Annotated in this window: 17 protein-coding genes; 5 read left to right on the top strand and 12 right to left on the bottom strand. The window is 64.6% G+C overall.

Annotated elements, in window-relative coordinates:
• Nucleotides 1-295 precede the first annotated feature (295 nt).
• Entirely contained in the window at nt 296-1,492 is a 1,197-nt protein-coding gene (locus X265_RS23575; protein ID WP_128966964.1) for an acetyl-CoA C-acyltransferase, read from the top strand.
• Nucleotides 1,493-1,606: 114 nt separating this feature from the next.
• Nucleotides 1,607-2,902 (top strand): MFS transporter, encoded by a 1,296-nt coding sequence (locus tag X265_RS23580; protein ID WP_128966965.1) that lies wholly within the window; start codon nt 1,607-1,609, stop codon nt 2,900-2,902.
• Between the two features lie 730 nt (nt 2,903-3,632).
• Here the strand turns inward: X265_RS23580 and X265_RS23590 are convergent.
• Nucleotides 3,633-4,139 (bottom strand): hypothetical protein, encoded by a 507-nt coding sequence (locus X265_RS23590; protein WP_128966966.1) that lies wholly within the window; start codon nt 4,137-4,139, stop codon nt 3,633-3,635.
• A gap of 194 nt (nt 4,140-4,333) precedes the next feature.
• Between X265_RS23590 and X265_RS23595 the strand changes: the two genes are divergently transcribed.
• The gene (locus X265_RS23595) at nt 4,334-5,809 is read left to right on the top strand and encodes an FAD-binding oxidoreductase (protein WP_128966967.1); all 1,476 of its coding nucleotides are present in this window, start codon (nt 4,334-4,336) and stop codon (nt 5,807-5,809) included.
• 26 nt (nt 5,810-5,835) lie between these two features.
• Here X265_RS23595 and X265_RS23600 read toward each other — a convergent pair whose 3' ends face one another.
• From X265_RS23600 to X265_RS23610, 3 genes are all read right to left on the bottom strand, one after another.
• A complete protein-coding gene (locus tag X265_RS23600; RefSeq protein ID WP_128966968.1) occupies nt 5,836-6,372 on the bottom strand; it encodes a hypothetical protein in 537 nt (178 codons plus the stop codon).
• Between the two features lie 147 nt (nt 6,373-6,519).
• Nucleotides 6,520-8,079 (bottom strand): acyl-CoA carboxylase subunit beta, encoded by a 1,560-nt coding sequence (locus tag X265_RS23605; protein ID WP_128966969.1) that lies wholly within the window; start codon nt 8,077-8,079, stop codon nt 6,520-6,522.
• Nucleotides 8,009-8,983, bottom strand: a complete 975-nt coding sequence (locus X265_RS23610; RefSeq protein ID WP_128966970.1) for an IclR family transcriptional regulator — start codon at nt 8,981-8,983, stop codon at nt 8,009-8,011. Before X265_RS23610 ends, X265_RS23605 begins: the two co-directional genes overlap by 71 nt.
• Before the next feature lie 94 nt (nt 8,984-9,077).
• On the opposite strand from X265_RS23610, the gene X265_RS23615 reads away from it, so the two are divergent.
• A complete protein-coding gene (locus X265_RS23615; protein WP_128966971.1) occupies nt 9,078-9,299 on the top strand; it encodes an acyl-CoA carboxylase biotin carboxyl carrier protein subunit in 222 nt (73 codons plus the stop codon).
• Nucleotides 9,300-9,449: 150 nt separating this feature from the next.
• Nucleotides 9,450-11,297 carry a glutaminase A gene (gene glsA, locus X265_RS23620; RefSeq protein WP_128966972.1) on the top strand — a complete coding sequence of 616 codons (1,848 nt, stop codon included), beginning with the start codon at nt 9,450-9,452 and terminating at the stop codon, nt 11,295-11,297.
• 141 nt (nt 11,298-11,438) lie between these two features.
• Here glsA and X265_RS23625 read toward each other — a convergent pair whose 3' ends face one another.
• The 8 genes from X265_RS23625 to eda form a co-directional block, all read right to left on the bottom strand.
• On the bottom strand, nt 11,439-11,741 hold the full coding sequence (locus tag X265_RS23625; protein WP_164938753.1) for a nucleoside triphosphate pyrophosphohydrolase family protein: 303 nt from the start codon (nt 11,739-11,741) through the stop codon (nt 11,439-11,441).
• Between the two features lie 29 nt (nt 11,742-11,770).
• Nucleotides 11,771-12,298 (bottom strand): carboxymuconolactone decarboxylase family protein, encoded by a 528-nt coding sequence (locus tag X265_RS23630; protein WP_128966974.1) that lies wholly within the window; start codon nt 12,296-12,298, stop codon nt 11,771-11,773.
• Nucleotides 12,299-12,779: 481 nt separating this feature from the next.
• Nucleotides 12,780-13,139 carry a Zn-ribbon domain-containing OB-fold protein gene (locus X265_RS23635; protein ID WP_128966975.1) on the bottom strand — a complete coding sequence of 120 codons (360 nt, stop codon included), beginning with the start codon at nt 13,137-13,139 and terminating at the stop codon, nt 12,780-12,782.
• Nucleotides 13,136-14,272, bottom strand: a complete 1,137-nt coding sequence (locus X265_RS23640; RefSeq protein WP_128966976.1) for a thiolase family protein — start codon at nt 14,270-14,272, stop codon at nt 13,136-13,138. Before X265_RS23640 ends, X265_RS23635 begins: the two co-directional genes overlap by 4 nt.
• An 8-nt stretch (nt 14,273-14,280) precedes the next feature.
• Nucleotides 14,281-15,480 (bottom strand): CaiB/BaiF CoA transferase family protein, encoded by a 1,200-nt coding sequence (locus X265_RS23645; protein WP_128966977.1) that lies wholly within the window; start codon nt 15,478-15,480, stop codon nt 14,281-14,283.
• Between the two features lie 124 nt (nt 15,481-15,604).
• Nucleotides 15,605-15,811 carry a hypothetical protein gene (locus tag X265_RS23650; protein ID WP_128966978.1) on the bottom strand — a complete coding sequence of 69 codons (207 nt, stop codon included), beginning with the start codon at nt 15,809-15,811 and terminating at the stop codon, nt 15,605-15,607.
• 169 nt (nt 15,812-15,980) lie between these two features.
• On the bottom strand, nt 15,981-17,150 hold the full coding sequence (locus tag X265_RS23655; RefSeq protein ID WP_128966979.1) for an acetyl-CoA acetyltransferase: 1,170 nt from the start codon (nt 17,148-17,150) through the stop codon (nt 15,981-15,983).
• 60 nt (nt 17,151-17,210) lie between these two features.
• Nucleotides 17,211-17,861, bottom strand: coding sequence for a bifunctional 4-hydroxy-2-oxoglutarate aldolase/2-dehydro-3-deoxy-phosphogluconate aldolase (gene eda, locus X265_RS23660; RefSeq protein WP_164938754.1), 651 nt, complete (start codon nt 17,859-17,861; stop codon nt 17,211-17,213).
• Between the last annotated feature and the right edge of the window lie 7 nt (nt 17,862-17,868).

The raw sequence follows: 17,868 nt of genomic DNA on the forward strand, positions 1-17,868 counted from the left end.
GATTCCTCAAAGACGGTGTCATGCCCCGCGCAGTCGGGGCATCCAGTACGCCGCGGCTTCTCGGCTCCAGCGCAACGGTCTCTGGAATACTGGATTGCCCGCTTTCGCGGGGAATGACAGCGAGTGTGCGGCAATCACCGCTCATGATCCGCGACTCGGTCACCATCACCGCCTGCCTTCAAACGACCAATTCTCATCCGACTCACGACATTTTCTCATGCCGGACGCGGTTGCATTTTTTGCGGCGCATCATATGATGACCATAATCCAACATATTCTCGCAGGGAGCCTTGCCATGGCTGAAGCCGCCGATCCTGTCGTCATCGTCTCCGCCGCCCGCACCCCGCTCGGCCGCTTCATGGGTGAGCTCTCGCCGCTTGCCGCGCACAAGCTCGGATCGCATGTGATCAATGCGGCGCTGGAGCGCGCCAGGCTTGCCCCCGAGAAGGTCGATGAGGTCTTCATGGGCTGCGTGCTGCCGGCAGGACAAGGCCAGGCGCCGGCGCGTCAAGCGGCGCGTTCCGCGGGACTTCCGGACGCGACCGGCGCCACCACCGTCAACAAGGTCTGCGGCTCCGGAATGAAGGCGACCATGCTGGCGCACGACGTCATTCGCGCCGGCTCCGCCGAGATCGTCGTCTCCGGCGGCATGGAGAGCATGAGCAACGCGCCCTACCTGCTCGCGAAAGCGCGCGGCGGTTATCGCGCCGGTCATGACCGTATCATCGACCACATGATGATGGATGGTCTTGAAGACGCCTACGAGACCGGCCGCTCCATGGGAGATTTCGGCGAGGCCACGGCTGAAGCCTATCAATTCACCCGCAAGGACCAGGACGCCTATGCGATGGAAACGCTGAGCCGCGCGCGCAGAGCGGTCGAGGGCGGGGCGTTCAAGGCCGAGATCGCGCCGGTCACGCTGACCGAGAAGGCCGGCCCGCGTGTGATCGCCAATGACGAGCATCCGCTGAAGGTCGATCCCGCCAAGATTCCGGGATTGAAGCCGGCGTTCCGCGCCAACGGCACCATCACGCCGGCCGCCTCTTCCGCCAATGCCGATGGCGCGGCCGCGCTGGTGCTGGCGAAGCGTTCGCTCGCCGACCGCAATGGCCTGCCTGCCATCGCCGAGATCAAGGGCCACGCCACCCACAGCCAGGAACCGCAATGGTTCACGACCGCGCCGATCCCGGCGATCCGCAAGTTGCTCGACAAGGTCGGCTGGAGCGCAGGTGACGTCGATCTGTTCGAGATCAATGAGGCCTTTGCCGTGGTGGCGATGGCGGCGCAACGCGATCTCTGCATTCCCCGCGATAAACTCAACATCAATGGCGGCGCCTGCGCGCTCGGCCATCCCATCGGTGCCACCGGCGCGCGGCTGATCGTGACGCTGTTGCACGCACTCGAAGCCAACAACCTCAAGCGCGGCGTCGCGGCGCTTTGCATCGGTGGCGGCGAGGCCACCGCGATTGCGGTCGAGCGTCTCGCGCACTAGGCGCCGACACGTCCTAAAATGAGGGAAGTCTGTCATTTCAGACTTCCCGCTTCCGTGCCAGACTGCAACCATGACGCTGGGCCTCCCGCAGCCCGCCAACCTGATTGAGGGGCAATGATCTCGAACTGGCTTTCGGCTGTGCTCGGCCGCCGCAATATTCACTATGGCTGGGTGATGGTCGGCGTGACCTTCTTCGCCGCCTTGATCAGCGCCGGCACGGTCGGCGCGCCCGGCGTGTTCATCGTGCCGCTCCAGAAGGAGTTCGGCTGGAGCACGGCCGAAATCTCGTCCGCGCTCTCGATCCGCTTCATCCTGTTCGGCTTGATGGCGCCGTTCGCAGCCGCCCTCCTCAACCGCTATGGCCTGCGCAACGTCACGCTGACCGCGCAGCTCATCGTCGTCTCCGCGCTCGTACTCTCGCTGGGCATGACGCAGGTCTGGCAGCTCGTGGCACTTTGGGGCGTGGTGATCGGCATCGGCACCGGCATGACCGCACTGGTATTGGGCGCGACCATCGCAACGCGCTGGTTCGCGGCGCGGCGCGGCCTCGTCATCGGCGTGATGACCGCGAGCGTCGCCACCGGCCAGCTCGTGTTCCTGCCGCTGCTGGCGAGCCTGACCGAACGCTTCGGCTGGCGCCTCGCGCTTGGCTTCGTCTGCATCATGCTCGGCGTCTCCGCCACCGCCGTGGCGCTCGTCATGCGCGACCGCCCGAGCGATCTCGGCTTGCGCCCCTTCGGCGATGAGGGCACCGAGCCGCTGCCCGCACCGCCCGTGACGCATGGCTCGATCACATCGGTTGCGCTGGGCACGTTGCGCGACGCTTCGAAGTCGAGCGCGTTCTGGATCCTGTTTGCGACCTTCTTCGTCTGCGGCGCCTCGACCAACGGCCTCGTGCAGGTGCATCTGATTCCGATGTGCCTCGATTTCGGCATCCCCCAAGTTCAGGCCGCAAGCCTGCTGGCGGCGATGGGCATCTTCGATTTCTTCGGCACCATCATGTCGGGATGGCTGTCGGACCGATATGACAACCGCTTCCTGCTGTTCTGGTACTACGGCCTGCGCGGGCTCTCGCTGATCTTCCTGCCTTTCAGCGATTTCTCGTTCTATGGCCTGTCGATCTTCGCGATGTTCTACGGTCTCGACTGGATCGCCACCGTGCCGCCGACGGTGCGCCTCACCGCGCAGAAGTTCGGGCCCGAGCGCGCCAATCTGGTGTTCGGCTGGATCTTTGCCGGCCACCAGCTCGGCGCCGGCACTGCCGCATTCGGGGCGGGCCTGTCGCGGACGCTGCTGCAAAGCTACCTACCCGCCTTCTTCGTCGCCGGCGCGCTCTGCGTGTTCGCCTCGCTGATCGTGCTGGCCCTGTCGCGACAGCCGAAGCCGCAGGCAAAGCCGGCGATGGCTTAGGAGCCGTCGCTTCGCTCGCACTGACCGAGCAAGCTGCATCGTCGTTGCCACGCCTGTCGCACGCGTCGCTGAAGGCACGCCTTCGCGCTCTCGCGGCTAATTTCGCCCGAGCTTTGCGTTCTGGTTTCGCACCCCTCTGGACAAAGGGTGCAGGGAAGGCCGGGCGCCGGCAGGCACCCGCGGTCCCGTGTGCAAAACAACGCGCACGGGTTGGACTACAGGTGATGCCGGAACGCCCGGCCTTCCCTGCGCAATGGCTTTACGGCTTATGTCGCGCTCTCCCCGGGGAGCGATGCACTATTGCCCCCGTCGCCTTGCAGATGACTGACGTGTGCATCCGGTTGGAGAGCCCACATCACCACAAGAGTTGACGCACAGACACCGGGCGTCAGGACCACACGATTTTGCCGTCCGCGCACATCCCCACCCCGCACCCCGATGGCTGGCGTGCGCTCACCATCGAGGCCGAACGAGGACGCTGTCAGCGCCGTGTCGTACCGCGCTCATGCCGCTCACGGAGCACCCCATGGGGAATCCCGCCCTGCAGCCTGGAATGCGCGCCGACGCCGTCGCGGCCACCGCCTCCCTGCCCCGTCTCGTGACGATCGCGAAACGCCCTTTGGCGGGCGGGATGCGCGCAATATGCGCCATATCCGAATTTCGGTAAACAGGAATATTTCTGCGCAGAGGGGTTGACATGGTGTGTTGCCCGACGCCTCTCGCTCCACGTTCATCGCCCGTCAGGCTTCGCCTCCTTGTTCAACTCGATCGCGACCTCCGACATCCAGGATCCCGGCGCTTCCATCAGGAACGACTGATGATTGGCCTTGGTCTGGATCGTCACCAGCGCGGCCACCGTGTTTCCTTCGATCCGTGCTTCGATCAAGCCGTCCTTGTTCGTGCCGTAGACTTTGCCGCCCTGGCGGTATTCGCTCTCGAACCAGTTGCCCGAGAGCTCCGTGCCGTTCTGCTCGATGTTCGCGGACAGAACCATTTTGTAGGCATCACTGGCGCAGCGCAGGTCGAGGCTCACGGAACGTCCGGGCCTGGTGATGTTGTACGCCACCTTGCAACGGACCTTCTCGCGCGGGCCATCCGAGGGCTTCATCGAACCTGTGCCGGACCATGTGCCGCCCAGACCGTCGAATACAGGCTCCGCAGACGCCGGGTTGAGGCTCACAAGCGCCAGGCAGGCCGCGCCTGCGCCGAGACGTGCGGCCCGAGAGTTCAATCGCATGTTGTCAATCCTGATCGATGAAATCCTGTCACCTCCTAAGCGGAGACGGGGCGCAAGATGTTGGCGAAGATGTTGAGAGATATTGCGGGACATTGTCCCGGTGTTGCCGATAGACTTCGCGACGCAAACGTGGACAATGAGCCTCAAGCGCTTCGCGCGCGCAGTGCACACCAAGATGCGCCAGAGGAAACAAGATGCCGACCGCCTTCCCGTCGCCCGTCCCCGCCATCCCGACCGTTCCCTTGACCGATCACCTACGCGATGCGTTGCGTGCGATCGTGGGCGAGAAAGGCCTTATCGAGGACGAGCACGGCAAGCAGCCCTTCGTGACGGACTGGCGCGGCTTGCTGGTCGGCGGCGCCGGCGCTGTGGTTCGTCCTGGCAGCACGGAGGAAGTCTCGAAAGTGGTGCGGCTCTGCCATCAGCACGGCATCGCGATCGTGCCCCAGGGTGGCAACACCGGGCTGATGGGCGGCGCCACGCCGTGGCCCGCGCACACCGGCATCGTGCTGTCGCTGGGGCGGATGAACCGCGTGCTGGACGTCGATCCCGTCGGTTACGCGATGACGGTCGAGGCGGGCTGCGTGCTGCAGACGCTTCAGGAGACCGCGGCGGCGCATGACAGGTTCCTGCCGCTCAGTCTTGGCGCCCAGGGCTCATGCATGATCGGCGGCAATCTCTCGACCAATGCCGGTGGCGTACAGGTGCTGCGCTATGGCAATGCCCGCAATCTCGTCCTCGGGCTCGAGGTCGTGCTGCCCAACGGCGACGTCTGGGACGGATTGCGCGCGTTGAAGAAGGACAACACCGGCTACGATCTCAAGCATCTCTTCATGGGCGCCGAAGGCACGCTCGGCGTCATCACCAAGGCGGTCCTCAAGCTGTGGCCGGCGCCGAAAGACATCAGCACCGCGTGGCTGGCTGTCCGCGACCCACGCGCGGCGCTGGAGATCCTGTCCGAAGCCCATGCGGCATCCGAGGACAATGTCGGCTCCTGCGAGCTGATGAGCCGCGCCGCCATCGACATGGTGATGCGCCACATTCCCGGCGTCCAGGATCCACTGAAGGCGGACACGCCGTGGTACCTGCTGCTGGAATGGTCGTCAGCGCGGGCGCGCCGGGGCAGCACTGAAGGCATGTCCGAGAAGCTGGAGCAGTTTCTCGCCGACCAGCTCGAGGCCGGCCGCGTGCTCGACGCGGCGATCGCGCACGCCGGGCATCAATCGCGCAACATGTGGCGCATCCGCGAAGCCGTCGCCGAGGCGTCGCGGGCGGAGGGACCGGGGATCAGCTACGACGTGTCGGTGGCGATCTCCAGAATTCCAGATTTCATCGCCAAGGGGCTGAAGGCCGTGCTCGAGATTCTCCCGAGCATCCGCCCCTATCCGCTGGGGCATATCGGCGACGGCAATCTGCATTTCTCGTTCATGGGCCCCATCGGCATGGATCAGCAGATGCTGAACCAATACACGGCCGCGATCACGCGAGCCGTCAACGATCTCGTCACCTCCATGGGCGGCTCGATCTCAGCCGAGCACGGCATCGGCATCGACAAGCTCGACGAGCTCAGCCACTACCGCTCGAAGACCGAGCTCGACATCATGCGCACCATCAAGCGCGCGCTCGATCCGCAAAACATCATGAACCCCGGGAAAGTGCTGCGGGTGTGAGAATGCTGCACACCCGCACCGCCTCCTCAGCCGTGCGGATTCACGACCGTGTAGCCCCGCAGCGAACGCGCGTGCATGCGCGTCGCGTGACCGCCCGAATTGGCGTCATACGCCATCCACATGTCGCCACCGAGTGACTGCTCCAGCACGAAGACATGCCCGTGGCGCGCTGCGACCATCCCCGGCGCCGGCGCCGTCCGCGGAAAGCGCAGCCAGTTGGACGCGAGATTCAACTCCGGCACGACGTGACCGAACACGCGGATCGCAGCGCCGCAGCCACAAAAAGACGACGGACAACCGGCCGGACGACCACCAATGACGCGATCACCGGAGACGCTGATCGTGCTGGCGGTGTTGCCGGCATCGGTCACCGTCATCTGTGTTGCGCGATACGCCTGTAATGCCTGCCTGGGAGAACGCCCACGGCGCGTCTGCGCGTACGAGAAGTCGCACGGCATGGTGACGTTGCACTCGGCGGCCTGAAGACTGCGATAGGGCCGCGCTTCCGCGGCGACGGAGCTGATGACAATAAAAACGCACGCCGAAAGAACTCGGTTGATCATTGCAGGACTCTGGGTTGGAGGGTCCTGCCCCGCTCAGCAACAACCACTATCGGTTTGGCTGAAATGGGCCTGAACAACGGCGAAAAGAGGTTTCCCTTGTGCGGGATTTAACCTGGGTTAACTTCCGGCACGTGGGCGGCTGCGCTTCTACGGCCGGATCGTCATGCTCTCCGGCGGTCCCGCTTTGCGCAGTGGCTCGGCCAGCCGCGCGAACTCGCACAGCAGCGAGCGCGTCTTGCGGGGATCGATGATCTCCTCGACCCAGAATTTTTCGGCCGAGCGGAACGGCGAGCGCAGCTTATTGAGCCGCTGCTGGATCTCATCGAGTTTGGCGGCCTTGTCCTCGGCCGCGTCGATGTCGGCGCGATAGGCAGCCTCGATGCCGCCTTCGAGCGGGAGCGAGCCCCAATAGGCCGATGGCCAGGCGTAGCGGATCGAGAAGCGGTCGGCCGGCTGATGCACGACGCCAGCGACGCCGAAGGCGTTGCGCAGGATCACCGTGCACCAGGGCACCGTGGTCTGGTTGACTGCGGCCATGGCGCGGACGCCGTGGCGGATCGTTGCCGCCTTCTCGGCATCGAGGCCGATCATGAAGCCAGGGCAGTCCATGAGATAGACGATCGGCAGATGGAAGGTTTCGGCGAAGTCCACCCAGCGCACCACCTTCTGGCAGGCATCGGCCGTCCAGGAGCCGCCATAGTGGAAACTGTCGCTGGCGAGCAGCATCACCGCCCTGCCCTCGAGCCGCGCCAGGCCCACGATGATGGGCTTGCCGAAGTTCTTGGCGACCTCGAAGAACGAACCCTCGTCGACGACGGACTCGATGATCGGCCGGATCTTGTAGACCTGCTTGCGGTTGCGCGGCACTGCGTTGATCAGCGCCTCGTCGCTGCGCTCCGGATTGTCGGTACAGGGCAAGGTCGGCGGCAGCTCGTAAACCGACGACGGTAGGTAAGACAGGAAGCGTCGCGCGCAGGCAAACGCCTCCTCTTCCGTCTCGACGGCGTGATCGATCGCGCCGGCGCGGGTCTGGATGTCCGCGCCGCCTAGCTCCTCCTTCGAGAGATCCTGCCCCAGCGCCTTCACCACCGGCGGGCCCGCGACGAACATCGCGGACTTGCGGGTCATGATGGAATAGTGGCTCGATGCAAGACGTGCAGCACCTAGCCCTGCAACCGAGCCGAGGCCGAGCGCGACCACGGGCACGCGCGACAAATTCTCGGTCGTGAACCGGTACCAGCGGGTGCCGCCGATTCCTCCAGGCAGATTCGCCGCGCCCTTGGTCTCGATGGTCTTGACCGAGCCACCGCCGCCCGAGCCCTCGATGATGCGGATGATGGGCAGACGGAAGTCGTGCGCCATCTCCTCCGCCATTAAGGGCTTGGCCGAGATCGACGCATCGGCGGAGCCGCCGCGCACGGTGAAGTCATCGCCGACCACGACCACAGTGCGACCGTCGACGCGCGCGCGGCCGAACACGCAGTTCGCCGGCGTCACCTTCTGCAACTCACCGGTGGAGTCGTACTCACCGATGCCGGAGACGGCACCGATCTCGTGGAAAGTCCCCTTGTCGATCAGTCCGTCGATGCGTTCCCGAACTGTCAGCCGGCCCTGGTCATGCTGTCGCTTGACCTTGTCAACGCCGCCCATCTCCCGCGCGAAGGCTTCGCGCCGGGCGAGCTCGTCGAGTTCCGGCTTCCAGTTCATTCACTCCCTCCGAATGGATCGGCTTGTTATTGTTGTGCACGGCCATTGCGACCGGTTTACGCGAAATGCGGTTGTTGAAGACGTCGCCTTCCGCGCCTTCCACCAAGCTGCCGAGCGAGCGGCCGAGTTCGAGCATCAGCGGCGCGACTTCCGCATGCAGACGCTGCTCGTCATACATCGCGGACAACAGACCGATCGTGATGACCACGAAGGTCTGATACTGCGGTGCCCAGATCGGCACCGCGAGGCCGTTGATGTGCGGGCTCCACAAGCCGCAGGCGACGACATAGCCGCGCTCGCGCAGCGACTGCCTGTTGGCCTCGATGCGGGGCTTGAGGATCTTTGCAGCCTCAGGCGCTTCCCGCTCCATCTCGGCAATGAAGGCATCGCCGACTTCCGGCGAGAGGGCTGCCGTGTAGGCCGCGCCCGCCGCGGTCGAGGCCATCGAGATGCGGCTGCCGGTGCCCTCGTGCAGGCCGAGCGCAGAGGCCGACCGCGCGAACTGGAGATAGACCAGATGGAAGCGATCGGGCACGACGAAGCCGACCGTGCCTGGAAGCTGCTCGGCGACTTCCTGCAACCGCTGGCGGATCATGCTGCGAAGCTGCGCACCCTTCATCATCGAGGCGCTCATCGCCACCGCGCTGGGGCCGATGCGATATTTCTGATCGCGCGGCAAATAGACCAGCTGTCCCATGCGCGTCAGCGTGTGCGTGAGGCGCGACACCGTCGAGCGCGGCAGGCCGCAGCGATTCGAAATCTCGAGATTGCCGAGCCGCGCTTCATGGCCCTCGAAGCATCGCAACACGTCGAACGCGCGCGACACCACCTGGATGACATCACCCTCACCGGCATCGCCAGCGAGCGCACCTTGCCTGCTTAACCGCTCCGAACGTCGTCCCATGATCCCTACCGTTTGTTCCGCTCTGCGGAATTAAATTCCACTTGCAGATGACGCTACCTCAGGCATTTTGCGACGACAACAAAAAGGCGATGGCATGCCAGAAATTAAGATCGTGACGGAGGTCGCCGGTCGGGTCTGCGCAACTCCCGTGCAAGTTGGAGGAACCGTCGCCGATGGCGATGAGATTGTGCTGGTTGAAGCGATGAAGATGGAGATACCGGTGCCTTCTCCTGCATCGGGCACGCTCAAATCACTCCTCGTTGACATCGACGACCTCGTCGCCGAAGGCCAGACGATCGCGATCGTCGCGAGTTAAGCTCGCGCCGCCCGCAGCTTTCTTGCCCGCGACAATCTGAAACAGACGATATCGAGATGACGATCGGCATCTTGCGTTCGGACGTCACGCGGACGGGCACGCTGGTATCGACGGGTTGCGCGTGTCCCGATTGCGTTGCACAAGGATGCGATGATAGCGCAACCGCCGCCCGCATCTGCCTGGACCCGCTCGAAGCCGCCGCTGCTGCGGTTTCTCGATACTTGCCTCAATGAATTCTCCGCCGAGACGTCAGGCGCGGTGGCCGACTACATTCCCGAGCTGAGCAAGGCCGACCCTGCCTATTTCGGCATCAGCCTCGCGACGCTCGACGGCCATGTCTACGAGGTCGGCGACTCCAGGGTCCCCTTCACCATCCAGTCCATGTCGAAGCCGTTCGTGTTCGCGCTGGCGCTGGACCTGCTCGGCGCGGGCAAGGTCGAGAGTGCGATCGGCGTCGAGCCGTCGGGCGATCCCTTCAACTCGATCCGGCTCAATTCGGAGAACCATCCGTTCAATCCGATGGTCAATGCCGGCGCGATCGCCTGCACCGGGCTGATCTACGACAGCAAGGGCCCGGAGGCCTTCGAGCAGATCCGGCTCGCGCTCGGCCGGTTCGCGGGGCGCGACCTCGCCGTCGACGAGGCGGTCTACGCGTCCGAGAGCCAGACCGGCGATCGCAACCGCGCCATCGGCTATCTGCTCAAGACCAACGCGGTGATCTCGGACAACGTCGCCGGCGTGCTCGATGTCTATTTCCGGCAATGCGCGGTGCTGGTCACCGCGCGCGACATCGCAGTGATGGCGGCAACGCTTGCCAATCGCGGGATCAACCCGGTGACCGGCGAGCAGGTGCTGACGCCTTACGCGATCTCGCGCACGCTGTCGGTGATGACGTCGTCGGGCATGTACGACTATGCCGGCGAATGGATCTACCGCATCGGCATCCCCGCCAAGAGCGGCGTCGGCGGCGGCATCCTGGCGGCGCTCCCCGCCCGCCTCGGCCTCGGCAGCTACTCGCCGAAACTCGACAAGCACGGCAACAGCGTGCGTGGCATCAAGGTCTGCGAGGCGCTGTCGTCACATTATGACCTGCATATGCTCAACCGCAGCGACGACGCCCGCAACGCCGTCATTGCCGACTACGACATCGGCAAGAGCCCGTCACGCCGCGTCCGCCGCCAGCAGGAGCGCGACATCCTCGTCGCGCACGAGCAGGCGGTGCGGGTGATCGAGCTGGTCGGCGTGTTGTCGCTCTCGGCCGTCGACTACGTCTCGCGTCGGCTTGCGGGGCGAGCGCGGCCGCAAATCGTCGTGTTCGACCTGCACCGCGTCACGTCGACCACGCGCGCCGGCGCCCGGCTCATCGCCGAAGCCTTCGAAGAGCTCGCCGCGCTTGATGTAACCGTGGTGATTTCAGGCGTCCGCCGCGCCTCCAGGGAGTGGGACAGCCTGCGGGAATGGACCGCGGAGCTGAAGAACGTTCGCGACTTCTACCTGCTCGACACCGCCATCGAATGGGCAGAAGACCAGATCGTTTACCGCTATGGCGGCTCGATCGATTTTCATGAGACCACCGAGCTGTCGGAGCAGCCGCTGCTTGACGGCCTCGGCGAGGAAGAGTTGATCGACCTTGCCTCGATTTGCACCATCAGGACCTATCAATCCGGCGTAAAGATCATCACCACGGGCGATCCCGCCGATGCGCTGTTCTTCCTGCGCAGCGGCGCGGTGCATGTCACCCTACCGGACGGCGTCAGGCTGGCGACGCTCACTGCCGGCATGGCCTTCGGCGAGATGGCCCTGATCGAGACCATCCGCTCCGCCGACGTGTTCGCGGATATGGCGGCGACCGCGTTCGTGGTCCCTCTGAAAGAATTCGAGCGCTTCCGCAAGCAGCACCCGGGCGCCTCCGAGCGGATCATGCGCAACCTGGCGCAACTATTGGCCGATCGACTGATCGTCGCCAACACCAAGGTCGACATCCTGACGTCGACTTAGTGGTCTCATCCCCGAGTGCTCGTCATGCCCGGGATTGTCCCGGACATCCACGTTCTTTTCGCGCGGTAAGGAGTGGATGGCCGGGACAAGCCCGGCCATGACGGCGCGGAAACTGACGGTGCCCCAAATGCGCCTCGCACTCTACCGGCTTGCCGCCTCGCTGATCCGTCGCTTGATCTTGGCGGCGCTGGCCTTGAGCAATTCGGACGGTTGCTGACCGGTGGCAGTGCACAGGCAGGCCCAATAATAGATGACATCGCCGAGCTCTTCGACGAGACCCGCCTTGTCGAGCCAGTCGTCACGCAGCAGCTTCTTGATGTGCTCGGCGACCTCGCCGGCTTCACCGGCAAGGCCAAGCCCGAGATAGGACAGCCGTTCGTTCGAGGGATGTTCATCGACTTTCGCTGTTATCGCGGCCCAAGCCGCATATTCATCGATCGTCATGACCATTCCTCGCTCGCCCAAGCTTTGGATCAGCCCACCACTTCGGTGACGGGCTGGAGATCAATCTCGAATGTCTCCAGGAACTTTGACGTCATGATGTAGAATCCGACCGAGAGCTGCAGCTCGACGAGTGCCGCGGGCGTCAGCCTGGCGGCGATCGCCTTGAAGGTCGCATCGGTCGGCTTCTTGAGCTTGACGATCTCGTCGGTGAAAGCCAGCGCAGCGCGCTGGGTCTCGTCGAAGCAGGTTGCGGCCTGCCAGTTTTCGAGCGCCTCGTTCTGCGCGTCGGTGACGCCGACATTCTTGCCGATGCGCTTGTGCGCGATGACCTCGTACGGCGCTTCGCACAGAATGCCGGTACGTGTGATCGCGAGCTCGCGCACGACAGGATCGAGCTCGCCCTTGTGCCTGATGGCACCGCCGAGCCGGCAGTACTGCTCAAAATAGCTCGGCGAATGCGCCATCATGCGGAAGATGTTGGCGTTTCGATTTTTGTCGAGGATTTCGCGGGTGCGGTCGGACGCCTTGGATGGGTCGCTGTAGTCGATGCGGGCCATGATTTGCCTTGAGTTTTCCTGAGGCTTTTGATGCTTATTGTCGTTGTCGCGCTAAGTTCCCTCGAACTCTAATTGCGGGCGGACGCAGGAGCAACATCATCGAGTCAAATTGCCGCCGCATTGCTGATCGACCTTGGCACAGTCGATATTCGCCGCGTGGGGACACATTGCGGTGAATACTCGAAGTGGGGTGTTCCGAGTAAAAACAATTGGCCGTCTGCGCGCTCACCACGCAACGATGAGTCACGCCCAAGTCTAGGGAGATAACGGCATGAAGGAAGCCACCAAGGGGGCAGCCTCGGGAGCGCTCGCGCATATGCTGGCGGTGACGGCGATGCTCGTCATCGCCAGCATCTTGTTCTACGGGCGCTAGTCAGGGTTCTTCAGTTTTCGTCATTCCGGGGTGGCTCTCGCACAGGCCAGGCCCAGAATACCCGTTCCAGGCTCGGTCCCTTGGACCGCCCCCGAATGACGGATCCCGTTACGGTTCCTTCGTGAAGTACGGCACGAGCTTGCCGGCAAAAGGCCTGAAGCTCGCGGTGACGGCATCGCCGATCGACAGTCCGTTCTCGCCATGGGCCATCATGCGAAAGCCCTCGGCGCAATCGACCAGCAGGATGTTGTAGGGCACGTGGGCGCGCGTCTCCGGCGTGGCGGCCCGGCAGACCAGCGAGGCCGCGTAGACCGTGCCCCTGCCGCTGGCGCGCTCCTCGCGCGGACCTCCCGTTCCACACGCCGCACAAAAGGCACGATGGAAGTACTGCACATGACCGCACGCGGTGCAGGTCTGAAAAACGATGGCCTCTTCGCCACCGGTCCAGTCCGCAAGATCCTCGCTCATCGCACCCGCTCCAGAAACATGCTGACATGGGACGACAGCACGCCGCCGTCGCCGTGCAGCAGCGCGATCGAGGCGTCACGCACCTGACGATTCGACGCCCGCTCCGTCACTTGCAAGTGGGCCTCGACCAGATGCGCCATGGCGCCGCCGACGCCGCAATGGCCGTAGCTGAGCAGGCCGCCATGGGTGTTCAGCGGCATCGCGCCGTCGCGGCTGAAATGACCGGCACGCACCCGTGCTGCCGCCTCGCCGCGGCCGGCAAGGCCGAGGTCTTCCAGCAGCATCGCGAGCGTGATGGTAAAACTGTCGTAGATCGCGGCGTAGCGCACGTCGGAGATCGCGAGGCCCGTGGCCTCCTTCGCGCGCGCGAAGGAGATCTCAGCGCCGAGTTCGCTCAAGTCCGGCGCCGCCGTGACATGCTGATGGGTGTGCGCCTGGGCACAGCCGCGGATACGCACCCCCGCCTCTCCGGTCCGCTCGCGGCTGACGACGAAAGCCGCACCGCCGTCGGACACCGGACAGCAGTCGAGCAGCTTGAGCGGCATCGCCACCGGCTTCGAGGCCATGACGTCGGCAACCGTGATCGGATCATGGAATTGCGCACCAGGATGCGTGCAGGCGTGCGCACGCATCAGCACCGCGAATTCGGCGAGATCCTCGTCGGTCACGCCGTATTCGTGCATGTATCTGCTGGCGACGAGGCCGTAATAAGCGGGAATGGTCGGCCCGAGCGGCACCTCGTACTCAGGATGCCCCACCTGTGCCAGCGCCTGGATCGAGGCATCGCGGCTCTGTCCGGTCAGGCGATTCTCGCCGGCGACGACGAGCACGTTGCGCGCAACGCCCGCTTCGACGAGATGGTGGGCGAGCATCGTCATCGTGAGGCCCGTGGCGCCGCCGACCTGCACAGCATGAGCGTAAGACGGGCGGATGCCAAAATGCTCGGCGAACACGGTCGCCAGCATGATGTGCGGCGAGACCGTGGAATAGCCGCAGAGGATGCCGTCGATCTCGGCCCGCTTCAGCCCGGCATCGTCGAGCGCGAGTTGGGCAGCCGTGCTCATCAGGTCAAGCGAGGATGAGCCTTCGTGCTTGCCGAACGGCGTGAGGCCGACGCCGGTGATGAAGCTCATGAATCCCCCTACTCCGCCGCCGGCCGCGTGACGCCGTCGCGGATCATGGCGGCGATCTCGTCAGGGGCGTAGCCGATCTCGCGCAGGATCTCCGCGCCGTGCTCGTTGAGGCGCGGCGCCAGGCGCACCGGCTCGGCCTGGCTGTCCGACCAGGTCGCCGTGACCTTCATGCTGCGGATCGGACCTTCGGTCGGATGGTTGACGACCGGAAAGAAGCCGGTCGCCTCCAGATGATCGTCGTGCAGGATCGAGGCGAGATCGTGCATCGGCATCACGGGCACGTCGGCCTTGGTGAGCAGCTCGATCCATTCGGCGGTGGTGCGCGTCTCGAAAATGCGCGCAAGCTCGGCATAGACGACGTCGATATTGGCGGCGCGGCCGGCGAAGGTCGCGAATTTGGAATCGGCGCGCAGGTCGTCGCGTCCCGTCGCCTTGAAGAAGTTCTCCCACTGCTTGTCGTTGTAGACGATGACGCTGAGATAGCCGTCCGAGGTCTTGTAAGGCCTGCGGTCGCGCGAAAGATGGCGAGCATAGCCGCCCTTGTCGAGCGGCGGCTCGAAGGTCAGCCCGCCCATGTGGTCGCCCATGACGAAGCCGGCCATGGTCTCGAACATCGGAATATCGACGCGCTGACCGCGCCCGGTGCGGTCGCGATGCACGAGGCTGGCGCAGATCGCGCCGACGGCGGTCAAGCCGACGATGCGATCGACCAGCGCGTTCGGCACGTAGCGCGGCACGCCGTCACCGGTCTGCGCCAGCAGCGCAGGCAGCCCGGTCGCGCCCTGGATCAAATCGTCATAGGCGGGCTTGGCGGCATAGGGCCCGTCCTGGCCGAAGCCGAACACGCCTGCATAGACGAGACGCGGGTTGATTGCGGAGACGACGTCATAGCCGAGCTGAAGCCGCGCCATCGCCTGCGGCCGGACGTTGTAGACGAGCACGTCGGCATCCTTCAGCAGCCGCAGCACGGCCTCGCGCCCCGCCGGCTTCTTCAAATCGAGGCAGATCGAGCGCTTGCTGCGGTTGGTGTTGAGGAACACCGGACCCATGCCCGCATGCCGCATCGGGCCGATCAGGCGGGTGACATCGCCATCGAGCGATTCCACCTTGACGACTTCGGCACCGTAATCGCCGAGCATCTGGGTCGCATAGGGACCCATCAGCACGGTGGTCATGTCGACGACCTTGATGCCCTTCAACGGCCCCATCCGTTCGCTCCCGATTGCGCGGGCTCGAGATGCGGCTCCGCGATTTCGGTCCAGCTAAGGGCAGCGACGCCGGACGCGCAAGGGCGGCCGGCGTATGGCCGCATGCGCAGGGCCGATACTGCCGCTATTTCTTCTGACGGGATTCGCGGATCTTCATGAGACGGTCGAGCTCGTCGTTCTGCTGGTTGATGCGATCGGCGATGCGCGACTCGTTCTGCTCGCCGGAGGCGGCAGCAGCCTGCTCGATCAGCTGGCGGATGTTGTCCTCAAGGATCGCGATGCGATCGTTGAGGGCCTCCAGCGACAGTGAATCTTCGTAGTCAGTGCTCATGATGCATTCCCTGCAAATCAATCAGGAGCATTAAGGCGGGCCGGAACCGGCCCACCATGATCTAGCGCAAGAAACGTAGGGTGGATTAGCCGCTGGCATAATCCACCAAGTTGGTTAAGCGAACGCGGAAGCGTGGTGGGTTACGCTCCGCTAACCCACCCTACAAGACCTACTTCAACGGCTCCAGCACGGAGACGTAGTTGGCGACCGCAGCGCCGCCCATGTTGAAGATGCCGCCGAGTTTTGCGTTCTTGAGCTGCATACCCTCGGGCGCCTGCCCCGCAAGCTGCATCGCGGTCATCACATGCATGGAGACGCCGGTGGCGCCGATCGGATGGCCCTTGGCCTTCAACCCGCCGGACGGATTGACCGGCAGCTTGCCGTCCTTGAGGGTCCAGCCTTCCTTGATGGCGCGGGCGCCCTGCCCCTTCGGCGTCAGGCCCATGGCTTCGTACTCGATCAGTTCGGCGACGGTGAAGCAGTCGTGGGTCTCGACGAAGGAGAGATCGTTGAGCGTCACCCCTGCCTTTTCCAGCGCGCGCTGCCAGGCAACCGTGCAGCCCTCGAACTGGAGGATGTCGCGCTTGCTCATCGGCAGGAAGTCCTGGGCGTGCGCGGTGGCGCGGAAGCCGATCGACTTAGCCATGCCCTTGGCAGTCTCGGCATCGGCGAGCACCAGGGCGGCGGCGCCGTCGGAGACCAGCGAGCAATCGGTGCGCTTCAGGGGGCCGGCGACATAAGGGTTCTTCTCGCTCTCCGCGCGGCAGAAGTCGAAGCCAAAATCCTTGCGCATCTGCGCGAAGGGATTGGCGACGCCGTTCTTGTGGTTCTTGGCCGCGATCAGCGCCAGCGCATCGGACTGGTCGCCGTATTTCTGGAAATAGGAGCTGGCGATCTTGCCGAACACGCCGGCGAAGCCGCCGACGGTGTCGCCGTCCTCGGGCAAATAGGACGCCTTGAGCAGGTTCTTGCCGATCTCAGGTCCCGGGGTGCGGGTCATCTGCTCGACGCCGACTACCAGCACGATCTTCGCAGCGCCTGCGGCAATCGCGCGCAGGCCCTGGTGCACGGCCGCCGAGCCGGTCGCGCAGGCGTTCTCGACCCGGGTGGCCGGCTTGAAGCGCAGCTTCGGGTCGGCCTGGAGCACCAGGGAGGCGGTAAAATCCTGCGCCGAGAAGCCGGCGTTGAAATGGCCGAGCACGATCTCGTCGACGTCGGAGGCCGAAATGCCGGCATCGGCCATCGCCTCGTTGGCGACTCGGGTGACGAGGCTTTCGACGGTTTCAGTGTCGAACTTGCCGAACGGCGTGTGCGCCCATCCGACGATGCTGGCGGTCATGGTCTTTTCTCCCTGGAGTCTCTTACCTGAGCTAAGTCTTAGCCCAGGGATGGCAAGACTTCACGCAGGTTTAAGCGCGTGAAGGGTGCGCTGGCAGATGGCAGTTATGCCGGCCCAGTTCCCGGCCCGGATCTCCGCCGTCGGGCACAGCCAGGAGCCGCCAACCGCGACCACATTGGGCTCGGCGAGCCAGGTTGCCGCATTGGCTTCGCCGACCCCGCCGGTCGGGCAGAACCGCACGTTCGGAAACGGACCGCCAAGCGAGCGCAGCCCCTTGATGCCGCCGGCCTGCTCGGCCGGGAAGAACTTTGCGACATCGAAGCCGTAGGACAGCGCCATCATCAGCTCGGAGGCGGTGGCAATGCCCGGCGCAAACGGCAGGGAGCTGTCGGTGGCGGCCTTGAGGAGATCGGGGGTCAGGCCTGGGCTGATGCCGAAGGCAACGCCGAGCTTCTCGACCCGGGTGAAGTCGGCCGGATTAAGAATGGTGCCGATGCCGACGACCGCGTCGGGCACTTCGGACATGATCGCTCGGGCCGCCTCGATCGCAATGGGGGTGCGCAGGGTCACCTCCAGCGTGCGCACACCGCCCGCCACCAAGGCTTGCGCCAGCGGCACGGCATCCTGGATGCGCTCGATGGTGAGGACGGGGATGACGGTCGCGGCCTTGAACAGCGCGACGAGGTGGTTCTGTTGGGCAGCAGTGGTCATCTTGGCT

Origin of the sequence: Bradyrhizobium guangdongense (genome assembly GCF_004114975.1) — a bacterium.
GTDB lineage: Bacteria > Pseudomonadota > Alphaproteobacteria > Rhizobiales > Xanthobacteraceae > Bradyrhizobium > Bradyrhizobium guangdongense.